Annotated in this window: 17 protein-coding genes; 10 read left to right on the top strand and 7 right to left on the bottom strand. The window is 63.7% G+C overall.

The features are described from left to right. Positions 1-350 precede the first annotated feature (350 nt). From hutH to hutG, 7 genes are all read left to right on the top strand, one after another. Positions 351-1,874 (top strand): histidine ammonia-lyase, encoded by a 1,524-nt coding sequence (hutH, locus tag ACOSV0_RS06300; protein ID WP_434109412.1) that lies wholly within the window; start codon positions 351-353, stop codon positions 1,872-1,874. A 37-nt stretch (positions 1,875-1,911) separates the two neighbouring features. Beyond that, positions 1,912-2,607, top strand: coding sequence for a histidine utilization repressor (gene hutC / locus ACOSV0_RS06305; protein ID WP_434109414.1), 696 nt, complete (start codon positions 1,912-1,914; stop codon positions 2,605-2,607). A gap of 80 nt (positions 2,608-2,687) precedes the next feature. Beyond that, complete coding sequence (hutU, locus tag ACOSV0_RS06310) at positions 2,688-4,376, top strand: urocanate hydratase (RefSeq protein ID WP_434109416.1); 1,689 nt, start codon at positions 2,688-2,690, stop codon at positions 4,374-4,376. Between the two features lie 2 nt (positions 4,377-4,378). Continuing rightward, entirely contained in the window at positions 4,379-4,999 is a 621-nt protein-coding gene (locus ACOSV0_RS06315; protein WP_434109417.1) for a HutD/Ves family protein, read from the top strand. 143 nt (positions 5,000-5,142) lie between these two features. After that, positions 5,143-6,366, top strand: coding sequence for an imidazolonepropionase (gene hutI, locus ACOSV0_RS06320; RefSeq protein WP_434109419.1), 1,224 nt, complete (start codon positions 5,143-5,145; stop codon positions 6,364-6,366). 10 nt (positions 6,367-6,376) lie between these two features. Beyond that, positions 6,377-7,774, top strand: coding sequence for a formimidoylglutamate deiminase (locus ACOSV0_RS06325; RefSeq protein WP_434109421.1), 1,398 nt, complete (start codon positions 6,377-6,379; stop codon positions 7,772-7,774). 87 nt (positions 7,775-7,861) lie between these two features. Continuing rightward, the gene (gene hutG / locus ACOSV0_RS06330) at positions 7,862-8,683 is read left to right on the top strand and encodes an N-formylglutamate deformylase (RefSeq protein WP_434109423.1); all 822 of its coding nucleotides are present in this window, start codon (positions 7,862-7,864) and stop codon (positions 8,681-8,683) included. Positions 8,684-8,968: 285 nt separating this feature from the next. On the opposite strand, the gene ACOSV0_RS06335 is transcribed toward hutG, so the two are convergent. After that, entirely contained in the window at positions 8,969-9,106 is a 138-nt protein-coding gene (locus ACOSV0_RS06335) for a hypothetical protein (protein ID WP_434109424.1), read from the bottom strand. A gap of 318 nt (positions 9,107-9,424) precedes the next feature. Here ACOSV0_RS06335 and ACOSV0_RS06340 point away from each other — a divergent pair, with 318 nt between their 5' ends. After that, positions 9,425-10,090, top strand: a complete 666-nt coding sequence (locus ACOSV0_RS06340) for a hypothetical protein (RefSeq protein WP_434109426.1) — start codon at positions 9,425-9,427, stop codon at positions 10,088-10,090. Between the two features lie 61 nt (positions 10,091-10,151). On the opposite strand, the gene ACOSV0_RS06345 is transcribed toward ACOSV0_RS06340, so the two are convergent. Beyond that, the gene (locus tag ACOSV0_RS06345; RefSeq protein WP_434109427.1) at positions 10,152-10,697 is read right to left on the bottom strand and encodes a hypothetical protein; all 546 of its coding nucleotides are present in this window, start codon (positions 10,695-10,697) and stop codon (positions 10,152-10,154) included. 109 nt (positions 10,698-10,806) lie between these two features. Between ACOSV0_RS06345 and ACOSV0_RS06350 the strand changes: the two genes are divergently transcribed. After that, complete coding sequence (locus ACOSV0_RS06350) at positions 10,807-11,706, top strand: helix-turn-helix domain-containing protein (protein WP_434109428.1); 900 nt, start codon at positions 10,807-10,809, stop codon at positions 11,704-11,706. Then, positions 11,703-13,679, top strand: a complete 1,977-nt coding sequence (locus tag ACOSV0_RS06355; protein WP_434109429.1) for a DUF3857 domain-containing transglutaminase family protein — start codon at positions 11,703-11,705, stop codon at positions 13,677-13,679. The genes ACOSV0_RS06350 and ACOSV0_RS06355 overlap by 4 nt, the downstream gene beginning before the upstream one ends. A gap of 72 nt (positions 13,680-13,751) precedes the next feature. Here the strand turns inward: ACOSV0_RS06355 and ACOSV0_RS06360 are convergent, their stop codons facing one another. The 5 genes from ACOSV0_RS06360 to glgC all read right to left on the bottom strand — a co-directional run bounded on the left by ACOSV0_RS06360 (position 13,752) and on the right by glgC (position 20,244). Further along, complete coding sequence (locus tag ACOSV0_RS06360; protein ID WP_434109430.1) at positions 13,752-14,903, bottom strand: branched-chain amino acid ABC transporter substrate-binding protein; 1,152 nt, start codon at positions 14,901-14,903, stop codon at positions 13,752-13,754. A 495-nt stretch (positions 14,904-15,398) separates the two neighbouring features. After that, entirely contained in the window at positions 15,399-15,860 is a 462-nt protein-coding gene (locus ACOSV0_RS06365; protein WP_120293155.1) for a hypothetical protein, read from the bottom strand. A 318-nt stretch (positions 15,861-16,178) separates the two neighbouring features. Beyond that, the gene (pdxY, locus tag ACOSV0_RS06370) at positions 16,179-17,045 is read right to left on the bottom strand and encodes a pyridoxal kinase PdxY (protein WP_434109432.1); all 867 of its coding nucleotides are present in this window, start codon (positions 17,043-17,045) and stop codon (positions 16,179-16,181) included. A gap of 315 nt (positions 17,046-17,360) precedes the next feature. Then, complete coding sequence (glgA, locus tag ACOSV0_RS06375; RefSeq protein ID WP_434109433.1) at positions 17,361-18,821, bottom strand: glycogen synthase GlgA; 1,461 nt, start codon at positions 18,819-18,821, stop codon at positions 17,361-17,363. A 157-nt stretch (positions 18,822-18,978) separates the two neighbouring features. Continuing rightward, positions 18,979-20,244 (bottom strand): glucose-1-phosphate adenylyltransferase, encoded by a 1,266-nt coding sequence (gene glgC, locus ACOSV0_RS06380; protein WP_434109434.1) that lies wholly within the window; start codon positions 20,242-20,244, stop codon positions 18,979-18,981. Positions 20,245-20,786: the final 542 nt, after the last annotated feature.

The raw sequence follows: 20,786 nt of genomic DNA on the forward strand, positions 1-20,786 counted from the left end.
ACTCTGGAAGAGGCACATCGAGATTGCCGGGCAGCGCGCATCGGCGGGGAGGAGGGCGGGCGCATTGAGCGGCCCGGCCCGCCAACTGCTCCAGTCGGCGGGTTGAATTTTTTTGTCCGCTTGCCGCTCTGCATTTTGAACGTGTATATACAAGTTATCCGTTACGACGAACGAACGCGATGTGGCAGGCCCGGCCATCCAACGCCGCAGCCTAACCGGCATGTATGCCTCGTCAGCGTCCGGTTCTAATGGAAACCCCTAGGCCGGAAGCTGCAAAAACAAGTTGTATATACAAGCAGGCGCCGCTAAACTTCTTCTTGAATTGTATAGACAAGACAGGACACAACACCATGATGATTCTGAAGCCCGGCTACCTGACCCTCCCGCAACTGCGCCAGATCGCCCGCGAACACGTCGCGCTGCAACTCGATCCCGCCAGCCACGCCGCCATCGACGCCTGCGCCAAAGCCGTCGCCGATATCGCCGCGAAGGGCGAGCCGGCATACGGCATCAACACGGGTTTCGGGCGCCTCGCCAGCACGCACATTCCGCACGATCAGCTCGAACTGCTGCAGCGTAATCTGGTGCTGTCGCACGCGGTCGGCGTGGGTGAGCCGATGTCGCGTCCCGTCGTGCGTCTCCTGATCGCGCTGAAGCTGTCGAGCCTCGGCCGCGGCCACTCGGGCATCCGCCGTGAAGTGATGGAAGCGCTGATCACGCTGTACAACGCCGACGTGCTGCCGGTGATTCCGGTCAAGGGCTCGGTTGGCGCATCGGGCGACCTCGCGCCGCTCGCGCATATGTCGGCCACCTTGCTGGGCGTCGGCGACGTGTTCGCGAAGGGCGAGCGCATGTCGGCCACCGAAGGCCTCGCGCTGGTCGGCCTCAAGCCGCTCACGCTGCAAGCGAAAGAAGGTCTGGCGTTGCTGAACGGCACCCAGGCTTCGACCGCGCTCGCGCTCTACAACATGTTCGCCATTGAAGACCTGTACCGCACCGCACTGGTGGCGGGCGCGTTGTCGGTGGATGCAGCAGCGGGTTCGGTCAAACCGTTCGACGCGCGCATTCACGAACTGCGCGGCCATCAAGGTCAGATCGACGCGGCCGCTGCTTACCGTTCGCTGTTGCAAGGCTCGGGCATCAACGTCTCGCACGCCGATTGCGACAAGGTGCAGGACCCGTACAGCCTGCGCTGCCAGCCGCAAGTGATGGGTGCGTGCCTGGACCAGATGCGTCACGCAGCCGACGTGCTGCTGCTGGAAGCCAACGCCGTCTCGGACAATCCGCTGATTTTCCCGGACACGGGCGAAGTGCTGTCGGGCGGCAATTTCCACGCTGAGCCGGTTGCCTTCGCGGCCGACAACCTCGCGCTGGCCGTCGCTGAAATCGGCGCATTGGCCGAACGCCGCATCGCGTTGCTGATCGACGCGACGCTGTCGGGCCTGCCGCCGTTCCTCGTGCGCGATGGCGGCGTGAATTCGGGCTTCATGATTGCTCACGTGACGGCCGCGGCGCTCGCCTCCGAGAACAAGACGCTCGCGCATCCGGCTTCGGTCGATTCGCTGCCCACTTCGGCAAACCAGGAAGATCACGTTTCGATGGCCACGTTCGCCGCGCGCAAGCTCGGCGACATTGCTGAAAACGTCGCGAACATCCTGTCGATCGAGTTGCTCGCTGCCGCGCAAGGCGTCGACCTGCGCGCGCCGCACAAGACCAGCCCGAGCCTGCAGAAAGTGATGGACGTGGTGCGCAAGGACGTCGCGCATTACGAGCTCGATCATTACTTTGCACCGGATATCGCGGCCGTCACGCGTCTCGTGCAGAACGGCACGATCGCGAAGCTGAGCCCGTTCTCGTTCACGTCCGAGCAATAAGCTCGAACACCACGTTTCACGTACGCTAATCAAGCCAATGAACGCACCGGCCTATCAGGGCATCAAGGACTTCATCCTCGGCCGCATCCATGCGGGCGAATGGGCTGAAGGCGACCAGGTGCCCTCCGAAAACGAGCTTGCGCGCGAATTCAACGTCGCACGCATGACGGTCAACCGCGCGCTGCGCGAGTTGACCTCGGAGCAGGTGCTGACGCGTGTGCAGGGCTCGGGCACGTTCGTGGCCCGGCCCAAGTATGAATCGACGCTGGTGGCGATCCGCAGCATCTCCGACGAAATCGTCGCGCGCGGTCATCGTTATCAGGCGAAGGTATTGCACATCGGTGCGAGCATCGCGGACGAAGCGCTTGCCGAAGAAATGCAGGTGAGCGAGGGCAGTCCGGTGTTTCATTCGCGTGTGCTGCATTTCGAAAACGACGAGCCGGTGCAACTCGAAGAGCGTTGGGTCAACCCGGCGGTCGCGCCTGAGTACGCGTTGCAGGACTTCACGAACACCACGCCGAATCAGTATCTGGTGCGTGTGGCGCCGCTGCAGCGCGTCGAGTACCGCATCGAAGCCCTGGCTGCGGATGCCGGCACACGCGAGTTGCTGACCATGGATGAACTCGAACCGTGTCTCGTGCTGCATCGGCGCACGTGGTCGCAAAGCCAGGTCGCTTCGATCGCCAATCTCTGGCATCCCGGCAGCCGCTATCGCTTCACCGGCCACTTCTGATTCCGCCGCTTTTTAAGAACCGTTTAAGACTCGTTTCCGACTCATTTTCCCGAACATTTTCACGCATCCCGAGGGCCACCATGAACAACCCGAAACACATCGACCCGCGTCTGGACCCGACCCGCACGATCCGCGCACCGCGCGGCGCGGAAAAGACCTGCAAGACCTGGATCGCGGAAGCCGCGTACCGGATGATCCAGAACAATCTGGACCCGGAAGTCGCTGAGCATCCGCACGCGCTGGTTGTGTATGGCGGTATTGGCCGTGCCGCGCGCAACTGGGATTGCTTCGATCAGATCCTCGCCTCGCTGAAAGACCTCGAAGAGAACGAGACGCTGCTGATTCAATCGGGCAAGCCGGTCGGCGTGTTCAAGACGCATGCGGACGCACCGCGCGTGCTGCTGGCGAATTCGAATCTGGTGCCGCATTGGGCGACGTGGGAGCATTTCCACGAACTCGATCGCAAGGGCCTGATGATGTACGGGCAGATGACGGCGGGCAGCTGGATTTACATCGGCAGCCAGGGCATCGTGCAGGGCACTTACGAGACGTTCTTCTCGGTGGCGAACCAGCATTTCAACGGCGATCCTTCGGGCCGCTGGATTCTGACGGGTGGCCTCGGCGGTATGGGCGGCGCGCAGCCGCTGGCGGCAACCATGGCCGGCTTCTCGATGATCGCGGTGGAATGCGACGAGACGCGTATCGACTTCCGCCTCAAGACCCGTTACGTCGACAGGAAAGCGAAGACGCTCGACGAAGCGCTCGCCATGCTCGACGAAGCGAAGAAGACCGGCAAGCCGGTGTCGATCGGTCTGCTGGGCAATGCGGCCGATGTGTTCGCCGAGTGCGTGACGCGCGGCATCACGCCGGATTGCGTGACCGACCAGACCAGCGCGCACGATCCGATTCACGGTTATCTGCCGCAAGGCTGGAGCGTCGAAGACTGGCGCGAGCGCATGAAGACGGCGCCGGACAGTATCGTGCTGCCGGCCAAGCAGTCGATGGCCAAGCAGGTTCAAGCGATGCTGACGCTGCAGGAACGCGGCGCCGCTACGCTCGACTACGGCAACAACATCCGCCAGATGGCGCTGGAAATGGGCGTGGAAAACGCATTCGATTTCCCGGGTTTCGTGCCGGCGTACATCCGTCCGTTGTTCTGCGAAGGCAAGGGCCCGTTCCGCTGGGTCGCGCTGTCGGGCGATCCGGAAGACATCTACAAGACCGATGCGAAGGTCAAGGAATTGATTCCTGACGATCCGCATCTGCACAACTGGCTCGACATGGCGCGCGAACGCATCGCGTTCCAGGGTCTGCCGGCGCGGATCTGCTGGGTCGGCGTGAAGGATCGTTATCGTTTGGGGCAGGCGTTCAACGAAATGGTCAAGAACGGCGAGCTGAAGGCGCCGATCGTGATCGGCCGCGATCACCTCGACACCGGTTCGGTGGCGAGCCCGAATCGCGAAACCGAATCGATGAAAGACGGCTCGGACGCGGTCAGCGACTGGCCGTTGCTCAACGCACTGCTGAACACGGCAGGCGGCGCGTCGTGGGTCTCGCTGCACCACGGCGGCGGTGTGGGCATGGGCTTCAGCCAGCACTCGGGCGTCGTGATCGTCGCTGACGGCACGGATGCCGCGAAGGAACGCCTCGGCCGCGTGCTGTTCAACGACCCGGCAACCGGCGTGATGCGTCACGCGGATGCAGGTTATGAACTCGCGCAGGAAACGGCGCGCGAGGCAGGCCTGAATCTGCCGATGCTGGGCCGCTGATCGTGGCCGCATCGCCGGCATTCGAAGGCACAACGCTCATTCGTGGCGCCGACCTCGTGGCGGCGCCGTGGAAGAACGGCGGCGGCGTCACGCGTGAAATCACGGCGTTTCCCGAAGGCGCCGGGCTCGATGCATTCGCGTGGCGCGTGAGTATTGCCGACGTGGCGCAAGCGGGGCCGTTCTCGCGTTTCGCGGGTATCGATCGCACACTCGTGTTGTTGTCGGGCGCAGGCATGATGCTCGATGAAACAGACGACACTGACGCTCACGCCGTGAAGACGCATGCGTTGACCCAGCCGCTCGATATCGCGCGGTTTGCGGGCGAAGCGCAAATCGATGCACGCCTCGTCGATGGCGCCACGCGCGACTTCAACCTGATGGTCCGCCGTGGCGCGGCGGTGGGCGAGACCGAAGTGTGGCGCGGCGCTACACAACACACTTTGTCCGCCGATGTGGTGCTGTTGTTCTGCGCAAGCGGTTCGGTTTCGGTCACACTCGGTGGCGACGCGCAACCGCGTGTGCTTGAAGCCGACGACACACTGCGTATCGGCGCGCCGAACGCGCTGTCGTGCACGGTCGCGGGCACGGGCGCATTGCTCGCGATCAGCATCCGCTATGCGTGACCAACCTCCACGATGACGACGATTCGCGCACGCGCTTAAATCCTGGCAACCGCCTGGCAAAGCTTCGGCGAAGGCCAGGCAAAGGCCACACAAAGCGCGCCGCGAATCACCACAGACACGCAACAAGCTGCAAAGAGCACGCGATGAAGCAAACCGTCTGGCATCACCTGAAACTCTGCCCCGAGGGCGATCCCCAACACACGCTGCCTGATGCTGCGATTGCCGTTGAAAACGGCAAGATCGCATGGCTCGGCGCGGCGTCCGAATTACCCGCCGGGTACGCCGCGTGGCCGCGTGAAGATCTGCACGGCGCGTGGGTGACGCCGGGTCTCGTCGATTGTCATACGCATCTGGTGTATGGCGGCCAGCGCGCGGATGAATTCGCGCAGCGCCTCGCGGGTGTCAGTTATGAAGAAATCGCGCGGCAGGGCGGCGGCATTGTCTCGACGGTGCGCGCCACGCGTGCCGCTGACGAAGACTCGCTGTTCCGCCAATCGGCTGCACGCCTCGAACCGCTGCTCGCCGAAGGCGTCACGGCGGTCGAAATCAAATCCGGCTACGGCCTCGATCTCGCGAGCGAGCGCAAGATGTTGCGCGTCGCGCGCCAGTTGGGCGAGCGCTATCCGGTGTCGGTCTATACGACGTTTCTTGGCGCGCACGCATTGCCGCCTGAGTTCGCCGGGAGAGCCGACGCGTATATCGACGAAGTCTGCAACACGATGCTGCCCGCGCTCGCCGACGAAGGCCTGGTCGACGCCGTCGACGTGTTCTGCGAGCGCATCGGTTTTTCGCTGGAACAAAGCGAGCGTGTGTTCAAGGCAGCAGAGCGCTACAAGCTGCCGGTGAAGATGCACGCCGAGCAGTTGTCGAACGGCGGCGGCACGGCATTGGCCGCGCGTCACCATGCGCTGTCCGCCGATCACCTTGAATTCCTCGACGAGGCCGGCGTTGCCGCGATGAAAGCCTCCAGCACGGTCGCCGTGCTGCTGCCCGGCGCGTACTACTTCATCCGCGAGACGCAATTGCCGCCGTTGGACTTGCTGCGGCGCTATGAAGTGCCGATCGCCATTTCCACCGACAGCAATCCCGGCACGTCGCCCACCACATCGTTGCTGCTGATGATGAACATGGCGACCACGCTGTTCCGCATGACTGTGCCCGAAGTGCTGCAAGGCGTGACCACGCATGCGGCGCGTGCGCTCGGCAAGGCAGACCGGCATGGCTCGCTGCAAGCCGGACGCGCGGCGGATTTCGCGGTGTGGTCGGTGGATTCGCTTGCCGAGCTGGCTTACTGGATTGGGCGTCCGTTGTGCGCGAGCGTCGTGCGCGCGGGCGAGACTGTTTATACGCGGCGTGATTTGAGCTAGGGCCTGAGAGATGATGCAATCAAAACAATCACTATTCGCCGATCACGCTTATCTGCCTGACGGCTGGCGCCGCAATGTGCTGCTGGAATGGGATGCAAACGGCACGCTGACTTCGGTTACGCCCGATACGGTGTTAGTTCCTGACGGTGTGCAAAAAGCCGCCGGCCCGGTGTTGCCTGGCATGCCGAATCTTCACTCGCATGCGTTTCAACGCGCGATGGCCGGCCTTACCGAGTACCGGGCTGCATCTGGCACAGGGGCCACCGACAACTTCTGGAGCTGGCGCGACCTGATGTACCGCTTTGCCGCGCGCATCACGCCGGAAGGGCTCGCAGCGGTCGCGCAGTGGTTGTACATCGAAATGTTGAAAGCGGGCTACACGTCGGTCTGCGAATTCCATTACGTGCACCACACGCCGGATGGCAGCCGCTATTCGAATCAGGCGGAACTGGCGCAGCGCGTGGTGGATGCGGCGTCGGCAAGCGGCATCGGCATGACGATGCTGCCCGTGCTGTATCAGTACAGCGGTTTCGGTTCGCGCCCCCCGCGCGAAGATCAGCAGCGCTTCATCAATACGCCCGAGAGTCTGCTCGATCTGCTCGGCACGGTGCGCGCGGCACGTCCTGAGAGCGCGGCGTTGCGTTATGGCGTCGCGCCGCATTCGCTGCGAGCGGTATCGGCGGATTCGTTGCGTGCGTTGCTGAGCGGTATCGATAGCAGCGCACCGGTCCATATTCACATCGCCGAGCAAACCGCCGAGGTCGACGCCTGCCTCGAAACCGAAGGGGCGCGGCCGGTGCAATGGCTGCTCGATCGCTTCGACGTCGACAGCCGCTGGTGCCTCGTGCATGCGACGCACGTCGATGCGAACGAAACGTTGGCGCTCGCAAAGAGCGGCGCGGTCGCCGGTTTGTGTCTGACCACCGAAGCCAATCTCGGCGACGGCATTTTTCCGGCGCACGAGTATCTCGATGCGCACGGGCGCATCGGCGTTGGGTCGGACAGCCATATCGGCGTCGACTGGCGGGCGGAATTGCGTTTGCTCGAATATGGGCAGCGTCTTACGCGTCGGCAGCGCAACGTGCTGGCTTCGGCTCACGCCACGCACGTGGCCGACCGTCTGTTCGACGCCGCGCTCGACGGCGGCGCGCATGCAACCGGTCGTGCGGTAGGCGCATTGCAGGCAGGGCGCCGTGCCGACTGGCTGGTGCTCGATGCGGATCATTCGAGTATCGCCGAGCACGCGCCGCACGCGTGGCTCTCGGGCGTTGTATTCTGCGAGCATGGCGAGACGCCGATTCGCGACGTCTATGCAGGCGGCGACAAAGTGGTCGACAACCGCCGTCATCGCGATGAAGAGGCCGCGTACGCGCGCTATCGCGTGGCGCTCGCCGATTTGCTCAAGTGAGTTGCTGAAGCGGCTTACCGAAGTGAACTGCTTGCGTGAATTGCTGGGTAAACTAGCGTCTTCGACTTTTATCGATCCCGGACTGACATGACTGCTTCGTCTACTGCAACACCGCCGCCGGTTTTATCGCTGCATCGGGGAAGCCTACCGCTGCTGATCTCGATTCCGCATCTGGGCACGCAAATCCCCGCCGATATCGCCGCAACCATGACACCGGTCGCGCAGCGCACCGACGACTGCGACTGGCACCTCGACCGTCTCTACGCGTTTGCGAAACGCATGGGCGCGTCGATCCTGTCGCCCACGTACGCGCGTTATGTGATCGACCTGAACCGTCCGCCCGACGGCGCGAATCTGTACCCGGGGCAGGACACCACCGGTTTGCTGCCGGTCGATACCTTCGACAAGGAACCCTTGTACCTCGAAGGCCATCTGCCGACCGACGCCGAAGTCGCACGTCGGCGCGATGCTTACTGGAAACCCTATCACGACGCACTGACGGGCGAGATTGCCGCGCTGAAGGCGAAGCATGGCAAGGTGCTGCTCTGGGAAGCGCATTCGATCCGCTCGCATGTGCCGCGGTTCTTTGAAGGCCGTCTGACGGATTTCAACTTCGGCACGTCGAACGGCGCCAGCGCGGTGGCCGGATTAGGCGAGGAACTGGCTGCTGTGGTCGAGCGCCATGGCGGTTATTCCTCTATTGCCAATGGGCGCTTCAAGGGCGGGTATATCACGCGGCAGTACGGGCAACCGTCGCAGGGCGTGCACGCGGTACAACTCGAGTTGTCGCAGATTACGTATATGGAGGAACAGATGCCATATGCCTACGACGAGACGCTGGCCGCGAAAATCGAGCCCTTGCTGGAAGAGCTGGTGATGACGGCGCTGGAGCGCGTCAAGGCCGCCTGATTGACCGGTCGCGCGCCGGCCAGGTCGGCGCGCCTGTGGTTGCTTTCCATCTGATGTCCTCTACCGCATTCATGGCGCTTCGCGTTCCGCGAGGCCGCCGTGAGTCGTCCCATTGCACCGCAAAGGTGTAACAGCATGTGTCCGTGATTGCATGCTGCCGGTTTCGCGCAGAACTTATAGAGCGTTGAAGAATCTGCGCGGAACGCAACCCCAGGCGGCCACAAAAAAAAGCCCCGCATAACGCGAGGCTGTCCCATGTTCACCCTCGCGGGCGACACGTGGCAATCAATGGCAGCGGTTTTCCCAGTGATGGTGGACGCGTACCTTGTGGCATACCCTGTGATGATGCTCGTCGGCTTGGGCGGGGGTGATCGCGCTGAGGGCGACTACGGCTGCAGCAAGGGCAAGAATGACTTTTTTCATTACAGAATCCTTAAATCATTGAAGTGGTGCCGAGTTACAGCACAAGACGTGCCGCAACGATACGGAAGGATGCCATACATCGCGTGCGCAGCGAATGAACGCTGCGCCGAATGCATGGGTCAACTCAAAACGCGGCGCTTCATGGCGTTTTATCCCGCTGGCAGCGGCGCACGGTAGCGTGTAATTTCGGCAATTTAACAGTCGCAAGATGCGCGCGCGGGCATTGCGCACCGTGCGCTCAAGCGGCTACCCTTTCAGAACGATGACGTGTGTGAGCACGTCGTCCATACATCGGGCAAAAAGATGGAAGACCCAGCGATGGAAGATTCCGACGAATTGCTGCTCCCGGTCTGGCGAGCGAACCTGGTGCTGCTGACCCGCGAGGTGGGCGCAGCAACGCGTCTGGCGCGCATGATGACCTTTTCCGCCAGCTACCTGAAGCTGATGTTGTCCGGTCAGCGCGAATTCAGCGAAGAGTTCGTGCGCGGTATCGAAGCGGTCACCGGCTTGCCGAATGGCTGGATGAACGCATCGCATACGGAGCAGGACATACCGGCCAAGGCGCGCGAGGCGATCGACAACGAACAGCCGCTTGCGCGGTTTCGCGGCACGGCGCATCCGGTGCGCAAGAAGACGGTGTTGCGGCCGCCTGAGCCGATTTTCGGCCAGGCGGGTCCGGCCAAACGCGTGGAGGAAGAGACGCTCGACGCGGAAGCGCATCGGCGTCAGGCCCATTTCCGCAAAGTTCGCGATCTGGCGATGCAGGACGTGCGGCGCTTCGAGCGGCATTTGAGTCATGCGCCGGTGGATCTCGCCGCGATGCGGTCGAAGGTGGAGGACGTGATCGCCGCAGCCGATCTCGACGACCCGATTCAGGCGGACCTGGCCGGGCGGCTGGAGCAGATCGAAAAGCACCGGCATTTACTGCTCAGGCATGTGGAGCGCTTGCAGGCTTTGCTCGGGCAAATCGGGGACGGGGATTGATGCGTGCAGCGGGGTTTGCCGTTGTACGCAGGCTTGAGCCCCCTGATTGCCAGGCTGCCCGCTAACGCCTGCGGCGGGCGTGAAATTCCGCCTCGAGCGTCCACGTTACGCCGTCCTGCGCCAGCGCGACCCCGGTCCAGCGGAACGAATCCTGCGTGATATCGGTGAAATTCCATCGAATCGGTGTGCCGTCGGCGTGCGTGCCGATCTGTACGAGATCATGGCCGACGCGCCGGCCTATCAGTTCATCGCGCTGACCGGTCTGCGGATTGATGTAGGTCACGCGCCACGCCCGCAGTGCCGGGTCCCACACCCGCAGTGTGGTGCCGTACATCGTGTCGCCCGCGTCGGGCCCGGTGTGGCGCTCGCTGCGTGGCGGCATGATCCACACGTCCTGCACGGCGCGGCCCTCCAGTACCCAGCCGAAATGAATTTCGCCACGGCGGCGTGCGCTGCCGAGGTCGACGCGGTAATGCAGCACGTCCATGTCCCAACTGCCGATCAGCCAGCCGTAGGCGTCGTCGGCGGCCTCGATGCCGGCGGCGCGCGCCGGAGCGGCGAGAGCGGCGTGAAAGCCGTGGTCGAGGGTGTCGTCCAGCATGTTCATCGTGTGTGCTCCTTCGGGTGTGCTGTGAAAGCGCCAGCGCCGGAACGGGCAAAACCGCGCCGCCCGCCGATGTGCTAAAACCACGATACGGACTCAGCCGAGGTGCATCTTGGGGAAAATTGCCGTCACTCTGCCGCAGGCGCTCGCGCAACGGGTACAGGAGGGCGCGCGCGGCAGCATCACCGCGCGCCCATTGGCCCAGGGCGAGAACTGGGATGTCGCGGACATCCTTTGTACCTTCGGGCCACGCGACCAGCCGTTCGAAGAACGGCACGCGGGCATGTGCATCGCGATGGTGGTCGCCGGTTCGTTCGGCTACCGGGCAGGGACGGGGCGCGAGTTGCTCACTTCCGGCGCGCTGCTGCTCGGCAATGCGGGTGACTGTTTCGAATGCGGGCATCGCCATGGCGCCGGCGATCGCTGTATTTCCTTCCGCTATGCGCCGGCGTACTTCGAGCGGCTTGCCGCGGACGCGGGCATCGCGAGCGGCAATCTGAACTTCCGGCGTGCGCGTATTCCGTCGCTGCCGGCGTTGTCGCCGTTGATCGCGCGAGCCTGTGCGGGCGCGTCGGATGTGGGCGACGCGGTGTGGGACGAACTCGCGGTCGAACTGGCGGTTTCGACGCTCAAGGCGGCGGGGGCATTGACGCGCGGGGAGCCGCCTGCGAGCGCTGCGGCCTGGTCGCGCGTTGCGCAGACAGCGCGTCTGATCGACGACACGCCTGGCGCGCCGCATACGCTTGCGAGCCTCGCTGCCGCGGCCGGCCTGAGCGAGTTCTACTTTTTGCGCACTTTCCAGCGCGTGACCGGCGTGACGCCGCATCAATACGTGTTGCGGGCGCGTTTGCGCGCGGCCGCGCTGCGCCTTCGGGAGGATAGCGCGAAGGTCGTCGATATCGCGCTCGATTGCGGCTTCAACGATCTGTCGAATTTCAATCACGCGTTTCGCGCGGAGTTTGCGTCGAGTCCGCGTGCGTGGCGCGCGCGGGGCAGGGCGCGGCGCGCATGACGCGGTGCATCGCGTGGATGAAGCGGGCTGCCGCGTTGACGCTGGTTGCGTGCGCAACCGCCGCGCATGCCGCCGGCAGTGCGGCGAGCGGTGCGATTACCTCTGGAGCCTCAAGTACCTCTAGCACGTCAGGCACCTCAAGTACCTCAAGTACCCTAGGTACATCCAGCACCGCCAACGACGACCTCTCCCCCTCGACCACGGAGCGCGACGTCCATCTCTTTGTCATTCAGAAAGACGGCTCCGTCGAAGAACACGACGACACGGTCATGCGGGCCAACACGACGAGCGGCGTCGACGATATCGCGCAACGTTACGTGTGGTTCAACAAGGACATCGAGCAGGTGCAATTGCTGACCGCGGAAACGATCGACCCGAGCGGCGTCGCGCATCCGGTCGGCCCCGAAGCGATCCGCGACGTGCAGGAACCGCGCTCGGCGGGTGCGCCGAGCTTCGAAGACGGCGTGTTGCGCACGGTGATCTTTCCGGGCGTCGAACCGGGCGCGCGCGTGCATCTGGCGTTTCGCAAGACGCGCACGAAGCCCCTGCAGGCCGGTACGTTCGCGTACCTGGTCGAGCCGACGCGCGACCCCGTCGAGATGCAGCGCCTGATTTTCGATTTGCCCGCTGACGTCCCGCTCCATGCCGATGCGCGTGGCTACGTTGCGCTACCGCCGGTGACGGCAAACGGACGCACCCGCTACGAATTCGACTATCAGCACGGCCCGTATGCGCCGCTCGAAGCGGGCGCGGTGGGCTATGCGAACTGGGGCGACCGGCTGATGGTGTCGACGGTGCCGGACTTCGCGAGTTTCGCCGCGCGTTATCGCGAGGCCGCTAAGGACGCGACCATGAGCGACCCCGCGATCGTCCAACTCGCACAGGGCTTGACCGGGGAGGCCGCCGATCCACGCGCGAAAGCGCGGATCCTGTACGACTGGATGCGTATGAATATTCGCTACGTGGCGCTGTTTCTCGGCGAGACGGCAGCGGTCCCGCATAAGGCAATCGACATCCTGCACAACCGCTATGGCGACTGCAAGGATCACGTCGCGTTATACAGCGCGCTATTGGCCGCGGTCGGCGTCCGCAGCGAGGCGGTGCTGCTCAACCTCGGGCCGTACTACAGCTTGCCGGACGTGCCCGGCTACGGCGCAAGCGCGATCAATCATGCAATCATCTGGATTCCTGAGCTATCGTTATTTGCCGACACCACGGCGGGCGGCATCAGTTTCGGTTATTTGCCGCCGGGCGTGATGGACCGGCCGGTGTTGCTGGTCGACGAAGGCGTGCTGGCTCGCACGCCGGCCACCCAGTTGCGCGAGCGCACAGCGCGCCTGCAAATCGAGGTCGATGAGAGCGGGGCGGCGAACTACGCCTATCGCGTGGAAGATGCCGGCTATACCGCGGAGCTCGAACGCAATACGTTTCGGCGGGCAACGCGGCAGCGCACGCAACAGATTGCCGCGAACCGGCTGTTGTTGACCGGACTGCATGGCACCGCGCAATTGCACACCGGCGACGTCGCCGCTATGGACGGGCCTTTTTCCACGTCGATGCAAGGACGGGTGGCAAATTTCGTGTGGACCGATGGAACGACTGCTGTGCCTGCCCTGACGAGCTTGTCCGGCGGCATGGGCGGGCAGGTGCAGATATGGCTGGCAGAGCCTTCAAGGACGCAGCCGTGGGCGTGCATCGGCGGAACGTTCGATGAGACGCTGGAAATGACGCTGCCGGCCTTCGTGCGCGTAACGGACGTGCCGCCGGATGCCACGGTGAAGGACCGTTTCTTCGAGTTTTCTTCTCGCTACGTATTCGATCCTGTCGCGCGGATCTTGCAGGTGAGGCGACAGCTTCGAGCCGCGTTTGGGCACCAGATGTGCTCTGCCGATGAATTTGCCGGCGTGAAGGACGATCTTGTCCGGATCGAGCGGGATCTCGATTCCGAGGTGGTGGTGAAGGTCGTCAAGTAGGCGCACGTGGCAGCAGCGGCGGTAGAAAAGCACCGCCGCTGCTGTACGAACAACGATCCCGTTACGGGCAGCTTAACTCCCGCTCTTGGTCACGATCGGAACCCACGCCCCGCTCTTGACCTGATACAGCGTGGAAGCGCCGCTCTTCAGCGCGCCGGTGCTGTCGAAAGAAATTTTCCCGGTCACGCCGTCGAAGTCGATCGCTTTGAGCACCGGCCGGTAGACCGCCGGCGAGTTGGATTTCGCCTGCTGCATCGCCTTGATCGCGGCCCATGCCCCGTCATAGCCAAACGGCGCGTACGAGAGGATATCCACCCCGAACCGCTTCTTGAACTTCGCGGAAAAGTCCTTGCCGCCCGGCAACTGCGCCAACGGCCGGCCGTATTCCCAGGCCATCACGCCTTCGGCGGCATCGCCTGCGAGCTTGATGAAGTCCTGGTCCATCACGCCGCCGCCGCCCACCAGTTGTGCGTTCAGCCCCAATTGCTTCATCCGCTTCGCGAAACCCGCGGCCTGCGTATCCAGGCCGCCGAAGAACACCAGATCCGCATTGGTCCCCTTGATCTTGGTGATCTGCGTGCTGAAGTCCACCGCGTGGTTGTCGGTGTATTCGCGCGTCACGATGCTGCCGCCATGCGCTTTCACCGCCTTCTCGAACTCGTCGGCCTCGCCCTGGCCGAACGCGGTGCGGTCGTCGATGATCGCAATGCGTTTGGCCTTCGTCACCTCGACGGCGTAGACGCCCGCGTTGCCGGCGTTCTGCGCATCGGTGGAAATCACCATGAAGGTGTTCGCAAAGCCTCGTCCGGTAATGATCGGATTGGTGGCCGCCGGGTCGATCACCGGAATGCCGGCCTGCTCGTACACCTGAGAGGCCGGAATCGTCGTGCCCGAATTGAAGTGGCCCACGACTACCGACACGCCCGCGTCGACCAGCTTCTGCGCCGCCTGCACGCCGATGCGCGGGTCGGCCTGGTCGTCCTCGGCGACGAGCTGGAACTGGGCGACCTTGTCGCCGATCTTGATCTTCTGCGCGTTGGCTTCTTCGATCGCAAGCTGGACGCCGTTCTCCAGATCCTTCCCGTAGCCGGCGTTGGCGCCCGTGAGCGGCGCGGCGAAGCCGATCTTCACCGGCAGGTCGTCCGCGAAACTGGTCAGCGGCGCGATCGCGACGACGGCGCCAACGAGCAGTGCTAGCGGTTTCAGCGTGTTGCGAAGACTCATGGTCTCTCTCCTCTCCATCGACAGTTTCAGGTGTGAAAGCGGCAAGGCGGTAACGCTGGATCGACGCGCCAACATGGGTTGGATTCCGCATGGCGCGCGTCATCAAGGGTACGGACGATCGGGCGCTGTGAACAATGCTGGAAAACGCCCGGTCGGAAGTCCCCGCTCCAACAGAAATCCCTCACCCCGAAGGAAACCCTCTGGGGGATCGGGGCGCGCGCCGCGACGTCCACATGGCGGTCAATCTGGCGCGAATATAGAAAGCCAAATTGCACGCGTCTTGGCAGTTCACGGCGCTTTGAATGAGCATTTCGGCATAGCCCGAGCAACGCCTTGGCTGTCAGCCTGTCAGTGGCGGTGTGTGGATGCGGGTTCCGGCACATGCTTAAGAAACAGGCGCGCCGGTATCCGCTGAAGAGGCAATGGAGAGGCGGCGTGGGGAAGCCGCTCGGGAAACCGGCGCGAACGCGACGGCTTTACTGCAACACAATGACCTCAGTGCTCGCCTTGCTGGCGCAGCAATTCTTCACGCAGACGCAGGAGAGGCGCCTTGGTTTCTTCGTCGGCCCAGGTGTCGAGATCGTCGATCGCGCGCTGGCAGCCGTCGAGCACCAGATCGAGGTCCACCGGCACGCCGTTGTTCAACGCGAATTCGATGGTCTCGGCGAACTGCTGGCACTCGTCCTCGCCGTATGAAATGTCGAGATTGTCGGCGATCACTTCGGCGATGTTGCTGCGCGCCTTGTCGTCGGGCGTCACCATGTCGACGATGCCGCGTGCCACTGCCGGCGAATAGTAAAGCGCGATGTCGAGCCATTGTGCGGGATCGAAGTCGGCCTGGTCGAACTGGCTCTCGAAGTACTCGATCGCTTCCTGCTCGTGCGCTTCGTCCGCGTCGACACTCATGCACAACTGCTCAAAAAATTCTTCCCGCTCGCTGCGGATATAACCGTCCATCGATGCCTCGTCTGCTGAATGCCGGATGTCTGACGCCCGGATGCCGGACCGGATGCGCGGACGCTGAATGCCCGTATGTCCGAACGCCGGATGCCCGTATGCCGGATGCCCGTGTGCCGTATGCCCGTATGCCTGAAAAATGCGGTGTGGGCGGCCGACTGCCTCACCCACGCGGCACGCATTATAGGATGGCCGGCTGACAAGCGCGTGTCACGTGCTCCACGGGCAAATCGTGCGGGGCCGGCGTACCCGAAGCAGTACGTCTTCGGGCAGGCCGTGACGGGATCGCTCCGTGCAACCGAAGTTTTCTCCGCCGGCCTACGCCGAGTCCGCCACCCAGGCGTCGAACCATTCGCGCGGTTGTGCGATTTCGTTCTGCGCGGCCACCAGTTCCAGCTCATAGCGACCGGCTTGCCAGGTCGCTTTCACCACCGCGTTCACGGCGGCGAGCGTGTGCTCGAAGGCCGAGCGGATCGAATCGCCCAGCAGCGTGCGCGCGACAAACACGGCGCTCGTCAGATCGCCGACGCCTACCGGCTGCCGCGCGAACGGGTAGAGCGGACGCTGCCCCATCCAGGCCTCGCGCTCCGTGACGACCAGCATATTGAAGCGGTCCGCGGGACTGTTGCGATCGAGCAGGTATTTGACCAGCATGAGCTTCGGCCCACGGGCGATGACCTCGCGGCACGCGGTCACGGCTTCTTCGAGCGTCTCGATCTCGCGGCCCACGAGGCGTTGCAACTCGGTATGGTTCGGCGCCATCGCGTCGGCGACCTCAGGCATGGTGCGCACGAGAAATTCCTGGATGCCCGGTTCGACCTTGCAGCCGCTCGTGGCGCCCATCACCGGATCGCAGAAGTACCATGCGCGCGGATTGGCGGCCTTCACGGTCTTGACGATTTCCACCACCGATTGCGCTTGCTCCGGCGTGCCCAGATAACCGGACAGCACGGCGTCGCAGCGTGGCAGCATGCCGATCGCGCCGATCCCTTCGACGAGATCTTCCATCTGCGAAGCCTCGATCGCACCGCCCGTCCAATGGCCGTATTGCGTGTGATTCGAGAACTGGACGGTATTGAGCGGCCAGACATTGACGCCGAGTCGGCGCATCGGAAACACGGCAGCGCTGTTGCCGGCGTGTCCGAAGACGACATGTGACTGGATGCTCAGAACGTTTTTCGTCATGGTGTAGCCCGCGCAAACGGACAGGCGCGATTAATGAAAACGGATGGATGGCCGCGGCGACGAACCGGCTTGGGCCGGGCGCCTGAAGCGGCGTTACTGTTTTAGATAGTGCAAGAAAAATGCGCAATCTGCATAGTCAGGAAACAATACATGAGTTTGTCACGCGCGAGTCGATCCGTCCCCGTGTTGTTGCGTCGAACCATCAAACGGGGGCGGGAGGCGACGCTTGGGTGAAGGCTTGCGCAAGGGCGCCGGCCGCGCGAAAGCCGGCGCACAGCGACTCGGACAGGTGCTGAAATGGTGCGCGGCAGCGATTCAGGCGAGTTCGCGATACAACGCCAGATATTGCTCGGCCGAGGCGCCCCAGCCGAAATCCTGATGCATCGCGCGACGTTGCGTGGCCTTCCACTCGGCGCGCCGGTCATAGAGTGCAAAGGCGCGGCGGATTGCTGCGGCAAGGCCCTTCGGCTCGAATCGTTCGAACACGAAGCCGGTGGCGAGATCGTCGGCGAGATTTTCGAGCGACGCGTCGACCACCGTGTCCGCGAGGCCGCCGACGCAATGCACGAGCGGCAGCGACCCATAGGCGAGCGCATACAGTTGCGTCAGCCCGCAGGGCTCGAAGCGCGACGGCACCGCGATCACGTCGCTGCCCGCGACGATGGTATGCGCGAGTGTTTCGTCGAAACCCAGCTCGACCGCCACCGATTCCGGATGCGTGTGCGCCACGCGTTTCAACCCGTTTTCGAGCGCCGGGTCGCCGGTGCCGAATACCACCAGCTGGCCACCGCGTTTAACAATTTCAGGGACCGTCTCGAGCAGCAGGTCGAGGCCTTTCTGCTCGGTCAAGCGGCTCACCACGCCGAACAGCAGCGCCTCGCTTTTCTGCGCGAGGCCGAAGCGCTTCTGCAGCGCCTCCTTGCACGCCAGTTTGCCGGCCAGACGGGTTGAGGTGTAGTGATCGTCGAGCAGCGCGTCTGTCGCGGGATTCCACACCGAGTAATCGACGCCGTTCAGGATGCCGCTCAGATCGTGCGAGCGATGGCGCAGCAAGGCGTCGAGCCCGCCGCCCTGGGCGAGTGTCTGGATCTCGCGGGCGTAGGTCGGGCTGACGGTGGTGATGCGGTCGCAGTAGTAGAGCCCGGCCTTGAGGAACGACAACTGCCCATAGAATTCGACGCCGTGCATGCTGAAGAAGTCGTCCGGCAGCGCCAGTTGGCCGAACTGATGCGCCGGAAAAACGCCCTGATACGCGAGGTTATGCACGGTGAAGACGCTGCGCGCGAACGAGCGCCCGTGCTGCCGTTCGGCTGCCTTCAGATAGGCGGGCGCGAGCCCGGCATGCCAGTCGTGTGCGTGCACGATCTGCGGCGCCCATGCGGGGTCGAGGTGCTGCGCCAGTTGGGCGGCGACCCAGCCGAGCAGGGCGAAGCGTTGCGCGTTGTCGCCGTACGGCACGTGTTCGTCGTTCAGATAGGGGTTGCCCGGCCGGTCGTACAGCGAACCGGCGCGGATCACGTAGACGATCAGGCCGTTCGACGGCAGCGTGCCCTGTTCAAGCGTGACGCCGGGCGAGTCGAAGCGGCGGCCCAGTTGCGCGACCGGCCGCAAGTCGGTCAAGCCGGCGACCACCGCCGGAAAGCCCGGCAGCAGCACCCGCACATCGGCGCCGCGCTCGATCAGCGCGGGCGGCAACGCACCCGCGACGTCGGCGAGACCGCCTGTTTTGAGGAGGGGATACAGCTCGCTGGCGACGTGCAGGGCGCGAATCGTCATAGGCTCGGTCTCGTTCCTGTTAGTGCGGGGTTGGTCTGCATCATTACGTGTGCGTCAGGTGCAAACCCGGCGTGCATCAGGTACGCACCGGGTTTGCATGAACGGCAAGACGGGCGGCGGCTTCGCCGGCCCGTTCGTGTTGCCGTCCCGGCGAGGCTTACGCCTCCTTCTGCCGCAACGCCTCCGGCGTGACCAGGACCACGCCGTCTTCGGTGCGATAGAAGCGTGCGGCGTCGGCCACCGGATCTTCGCCGATCACCGTGCCGTCCGGAATGGCGCAGCCGCGGTCTATCACCACTTTCTGCAGCCGGCAGCTCGCGCCGACGGTGACCTGCGGCAATAAGACTGCCTCATTGATGTTACAGAACGAACTCACTTTCACATTCGACGACAGCACCGAGCGCGAAATCTGCGAACCGGAAATCACACAGCCGCCACAGACGATCAGATTGTTGCCGGTGCCTTGCAGACCTTTCATGTCGCGGACGAACTTGGCGGGCGGCAACTGTTCCTGATACGTCCAGATCGGCCAGTTGCGGTCGTACAGGTCGAGCGTCGGGATGGTCGAGGCGAGGTCGAGGTTGGCCGCCCAGTAGGCGTCGATCGTGCCGACGTCGCGCCAGTACGGCTCCACGCTCGGGTCCGACGACACGCACGACATGCTGAACGGATGCGCGATCGCCGTGCCTTGCGTGACGACGCGCGGCAGGATGTCCTTGCCGAAGTCGTGATCCGTGTCGACGCTCGAGATGTTCTCTTCGAGCAGCGAATACAGGTAATCGGCGCTGAATACGTAGATGCCCATGCTGGCGAGCGCCGAATCCGGGCGGCCCGGCATGGCGGGCGGATCGGCGGGTTTCTCGACGAAGCCGGTCACACGGCGGTTTTCATCCACGGCCATCACGCCGAAGGCCACGGCGTCCATGCGCGGCACCTCGATACAGCCGACCGTGCAATCCGCGCCGCTTTCCGCGTGGTCCGCGATCATGCGCGTGTAGTCCATCTTGTAGATATGGTCGCCTGCCAGCACCACCACGTATTTCGGCCGGATCGAGCGGATGATGTCGAGGTTCTGGAACACCGCGTCCGCGGTGCCGCGGTACCAGTGGGCGCCTTCCACGCGCTGCTGCGCCGGCCACAGGTCGATGAATTCGCCGAATTCGCCGCGCAGAAACCCCCAGCCGCGCTGCAGGTGACGCAATAGCGAGTGGGCTTTGTATTGCGTGACCACTGCGATGCGGCGGATGCCGGAGTTCAGGCAGTTGGAGAGCGCGAAGTCGATGATCCGGTATTTGCCGCCGAAGTGCACCGCCGGCTTGACGCGCTTGTTGGTGAGCGGCCCGAGCCGCGTGCCTCGTCCGCCTGCAAGGACGATGGCGAGGGTAGTGCGTTGCAGATCGTTCAGCCGTGCCGGCGTTTCCATGTCTGTCTCCTTTTTGTCGACCGGAGTTAGCGCTTCAGCGCTTACTCCGGTCCCATGCATCGCGTCGACCTGGAGTTAGCGCTTCAGCGCTTACTCCGGTCCCATGCATCGCGTCGATCTGGAGTTAGCGCTTTAGTGCTTACTCCGGTCCCATGCGTGGCACTTACTCCAGTCCCATGCAAGATCGTTGCTGATTAGTATGCCCCCGGTGGTCCTGTGTTGTCTGCGCTGTTGATTCGTGCTGCCAGGCGGCTTCGTCTTCACGGGCCGTCTGCTAGTTCTAGCACCGATTTGCCGCAGGCAAATAGTGAATTGTGCGGATGCCGCTCGCGCGGCCACCTGGCAAACGATCAACCCTTGCCCGCTGAGCATCCGTGCGCCACGACACATTGAGCGTAAGGTGAGCTACCGCAATATGCGTGCCACACCAGCCAGTGCCGTCATGCGTTTGCGCGCGCGGCAGCAGAGTCTGGCGGCGCATCGTAGAATCATCGGCTCTGAAAGTGGCCCTGCGGTTGGTTTGCCGACGCGTGGCCTGCACC

The organism is Paraburkholderia caffeinilytica (assembly GCF_051027425.1).
GTDB lineage: Bacteria > Pseudomonadota > Gammaproteobacteria > Burkholderiales > Burkholderiaceae > Paraburkholderia > Paraburkholderia caffeinilytica_A.

Coding starts and splice junctions, on each gene's coding strand:
- ACOSV0_RS06345 (WP_434109427.1), bottom strand. CDS start 10,697: ATGAACATGCTGGACGACACCCTCGACCACGGCTTTCACGCCGCTCTC.
- hutI (WP_434109419.1), top strand. CDS start 5,143: ATGAAGCAAACCGTCTGGCATCACCTGAAACTCTGCCCCGAGGGCGAT.
- glgA (WP_434109433.1), bottom strand. CDS start 18,821: ATGACGATTCGCGCCCTGCACGTCGCCAGCGAGCTGTATCCCCTCCTC.
- ACOSV0_RS06360 (WP_434109430.1), bottom strand. CDS start 14,903: ATGAGTCTTCGCAACACGCTGAAACCGCTAGCACTGCTCGTTGGCGCC.
- ACOSV0_RS06325 (WP_434109421.1), top strand. CDS start 6,377: ATGATGCAATCAAAACAATCACTATTCGCCGATCACGCTTATCTGCCT.
- pdxY (WP_434109432.1), bottom strand. CDS start 17,045: ATGACGAAAAACGTTCTGAGCATCCAGTCACATGTCGTCTTCGGACAC.
- ACOSV0_RS06365 (WP_120293155.1), bottom strand. CDS start 15,860: ATGGACGGTTATATCCGCAGCGAGCGGGAAGAATTTTTTGAGCAGTTG.
- ACOSV0_RS06335 (WP_434109424.1), bottom strand. CDS start 9,106: ATGAAAAAAGTCATTCTTGCCCTTGCTGCAGCCGTAGTCGCCCTCAGC.
- hutC (WP_434109414.1), top strand. CDS start 1,912: ATGAACGCACCGGCCTATCAGGGCATCAAGGACTTCATCCTCGGCCGC.
- ACOSV0_RS06355 (WP_434109429.1), top strand. CDS start 11,703: ATGACGCGGTGCATCGCGTGGATGAAGCGGGCTGCCGCGTTGACGCTG.
- hutH (WP_434109412.1), top strand. CDS start 351: ATGATGATTCTGAAGCCCGGCTACCTGACCCTCCCGCAACTGCGCCAG.
- glgC (WP_434109434.1), bottom strand. CDS start 20,244: ATGGAAACGCCGGCACGGCTGAACGATCTGCAACGCACTACCCTCGCC.
- hutG (WP_434109423.1), top strand. CDS start 7,862: ATGACTGCTTCGTCTACTGCAACACCGCCGCCGGTTTTATCGCTGCAT.
- hutU (WP_434109416.1), top strand. CDS start 2,688: ATGAACAACCCGAAACACATCGACCCGCGTCTGGACCCGACCCGCACG.
- ACOSV0_RS06340 (WP_434109426.1), top strand. CDS start 9,425: ATGGAAGATTCCGACGAATTGCTGCTCCCGGTCTGGCGAGCGAACCTG.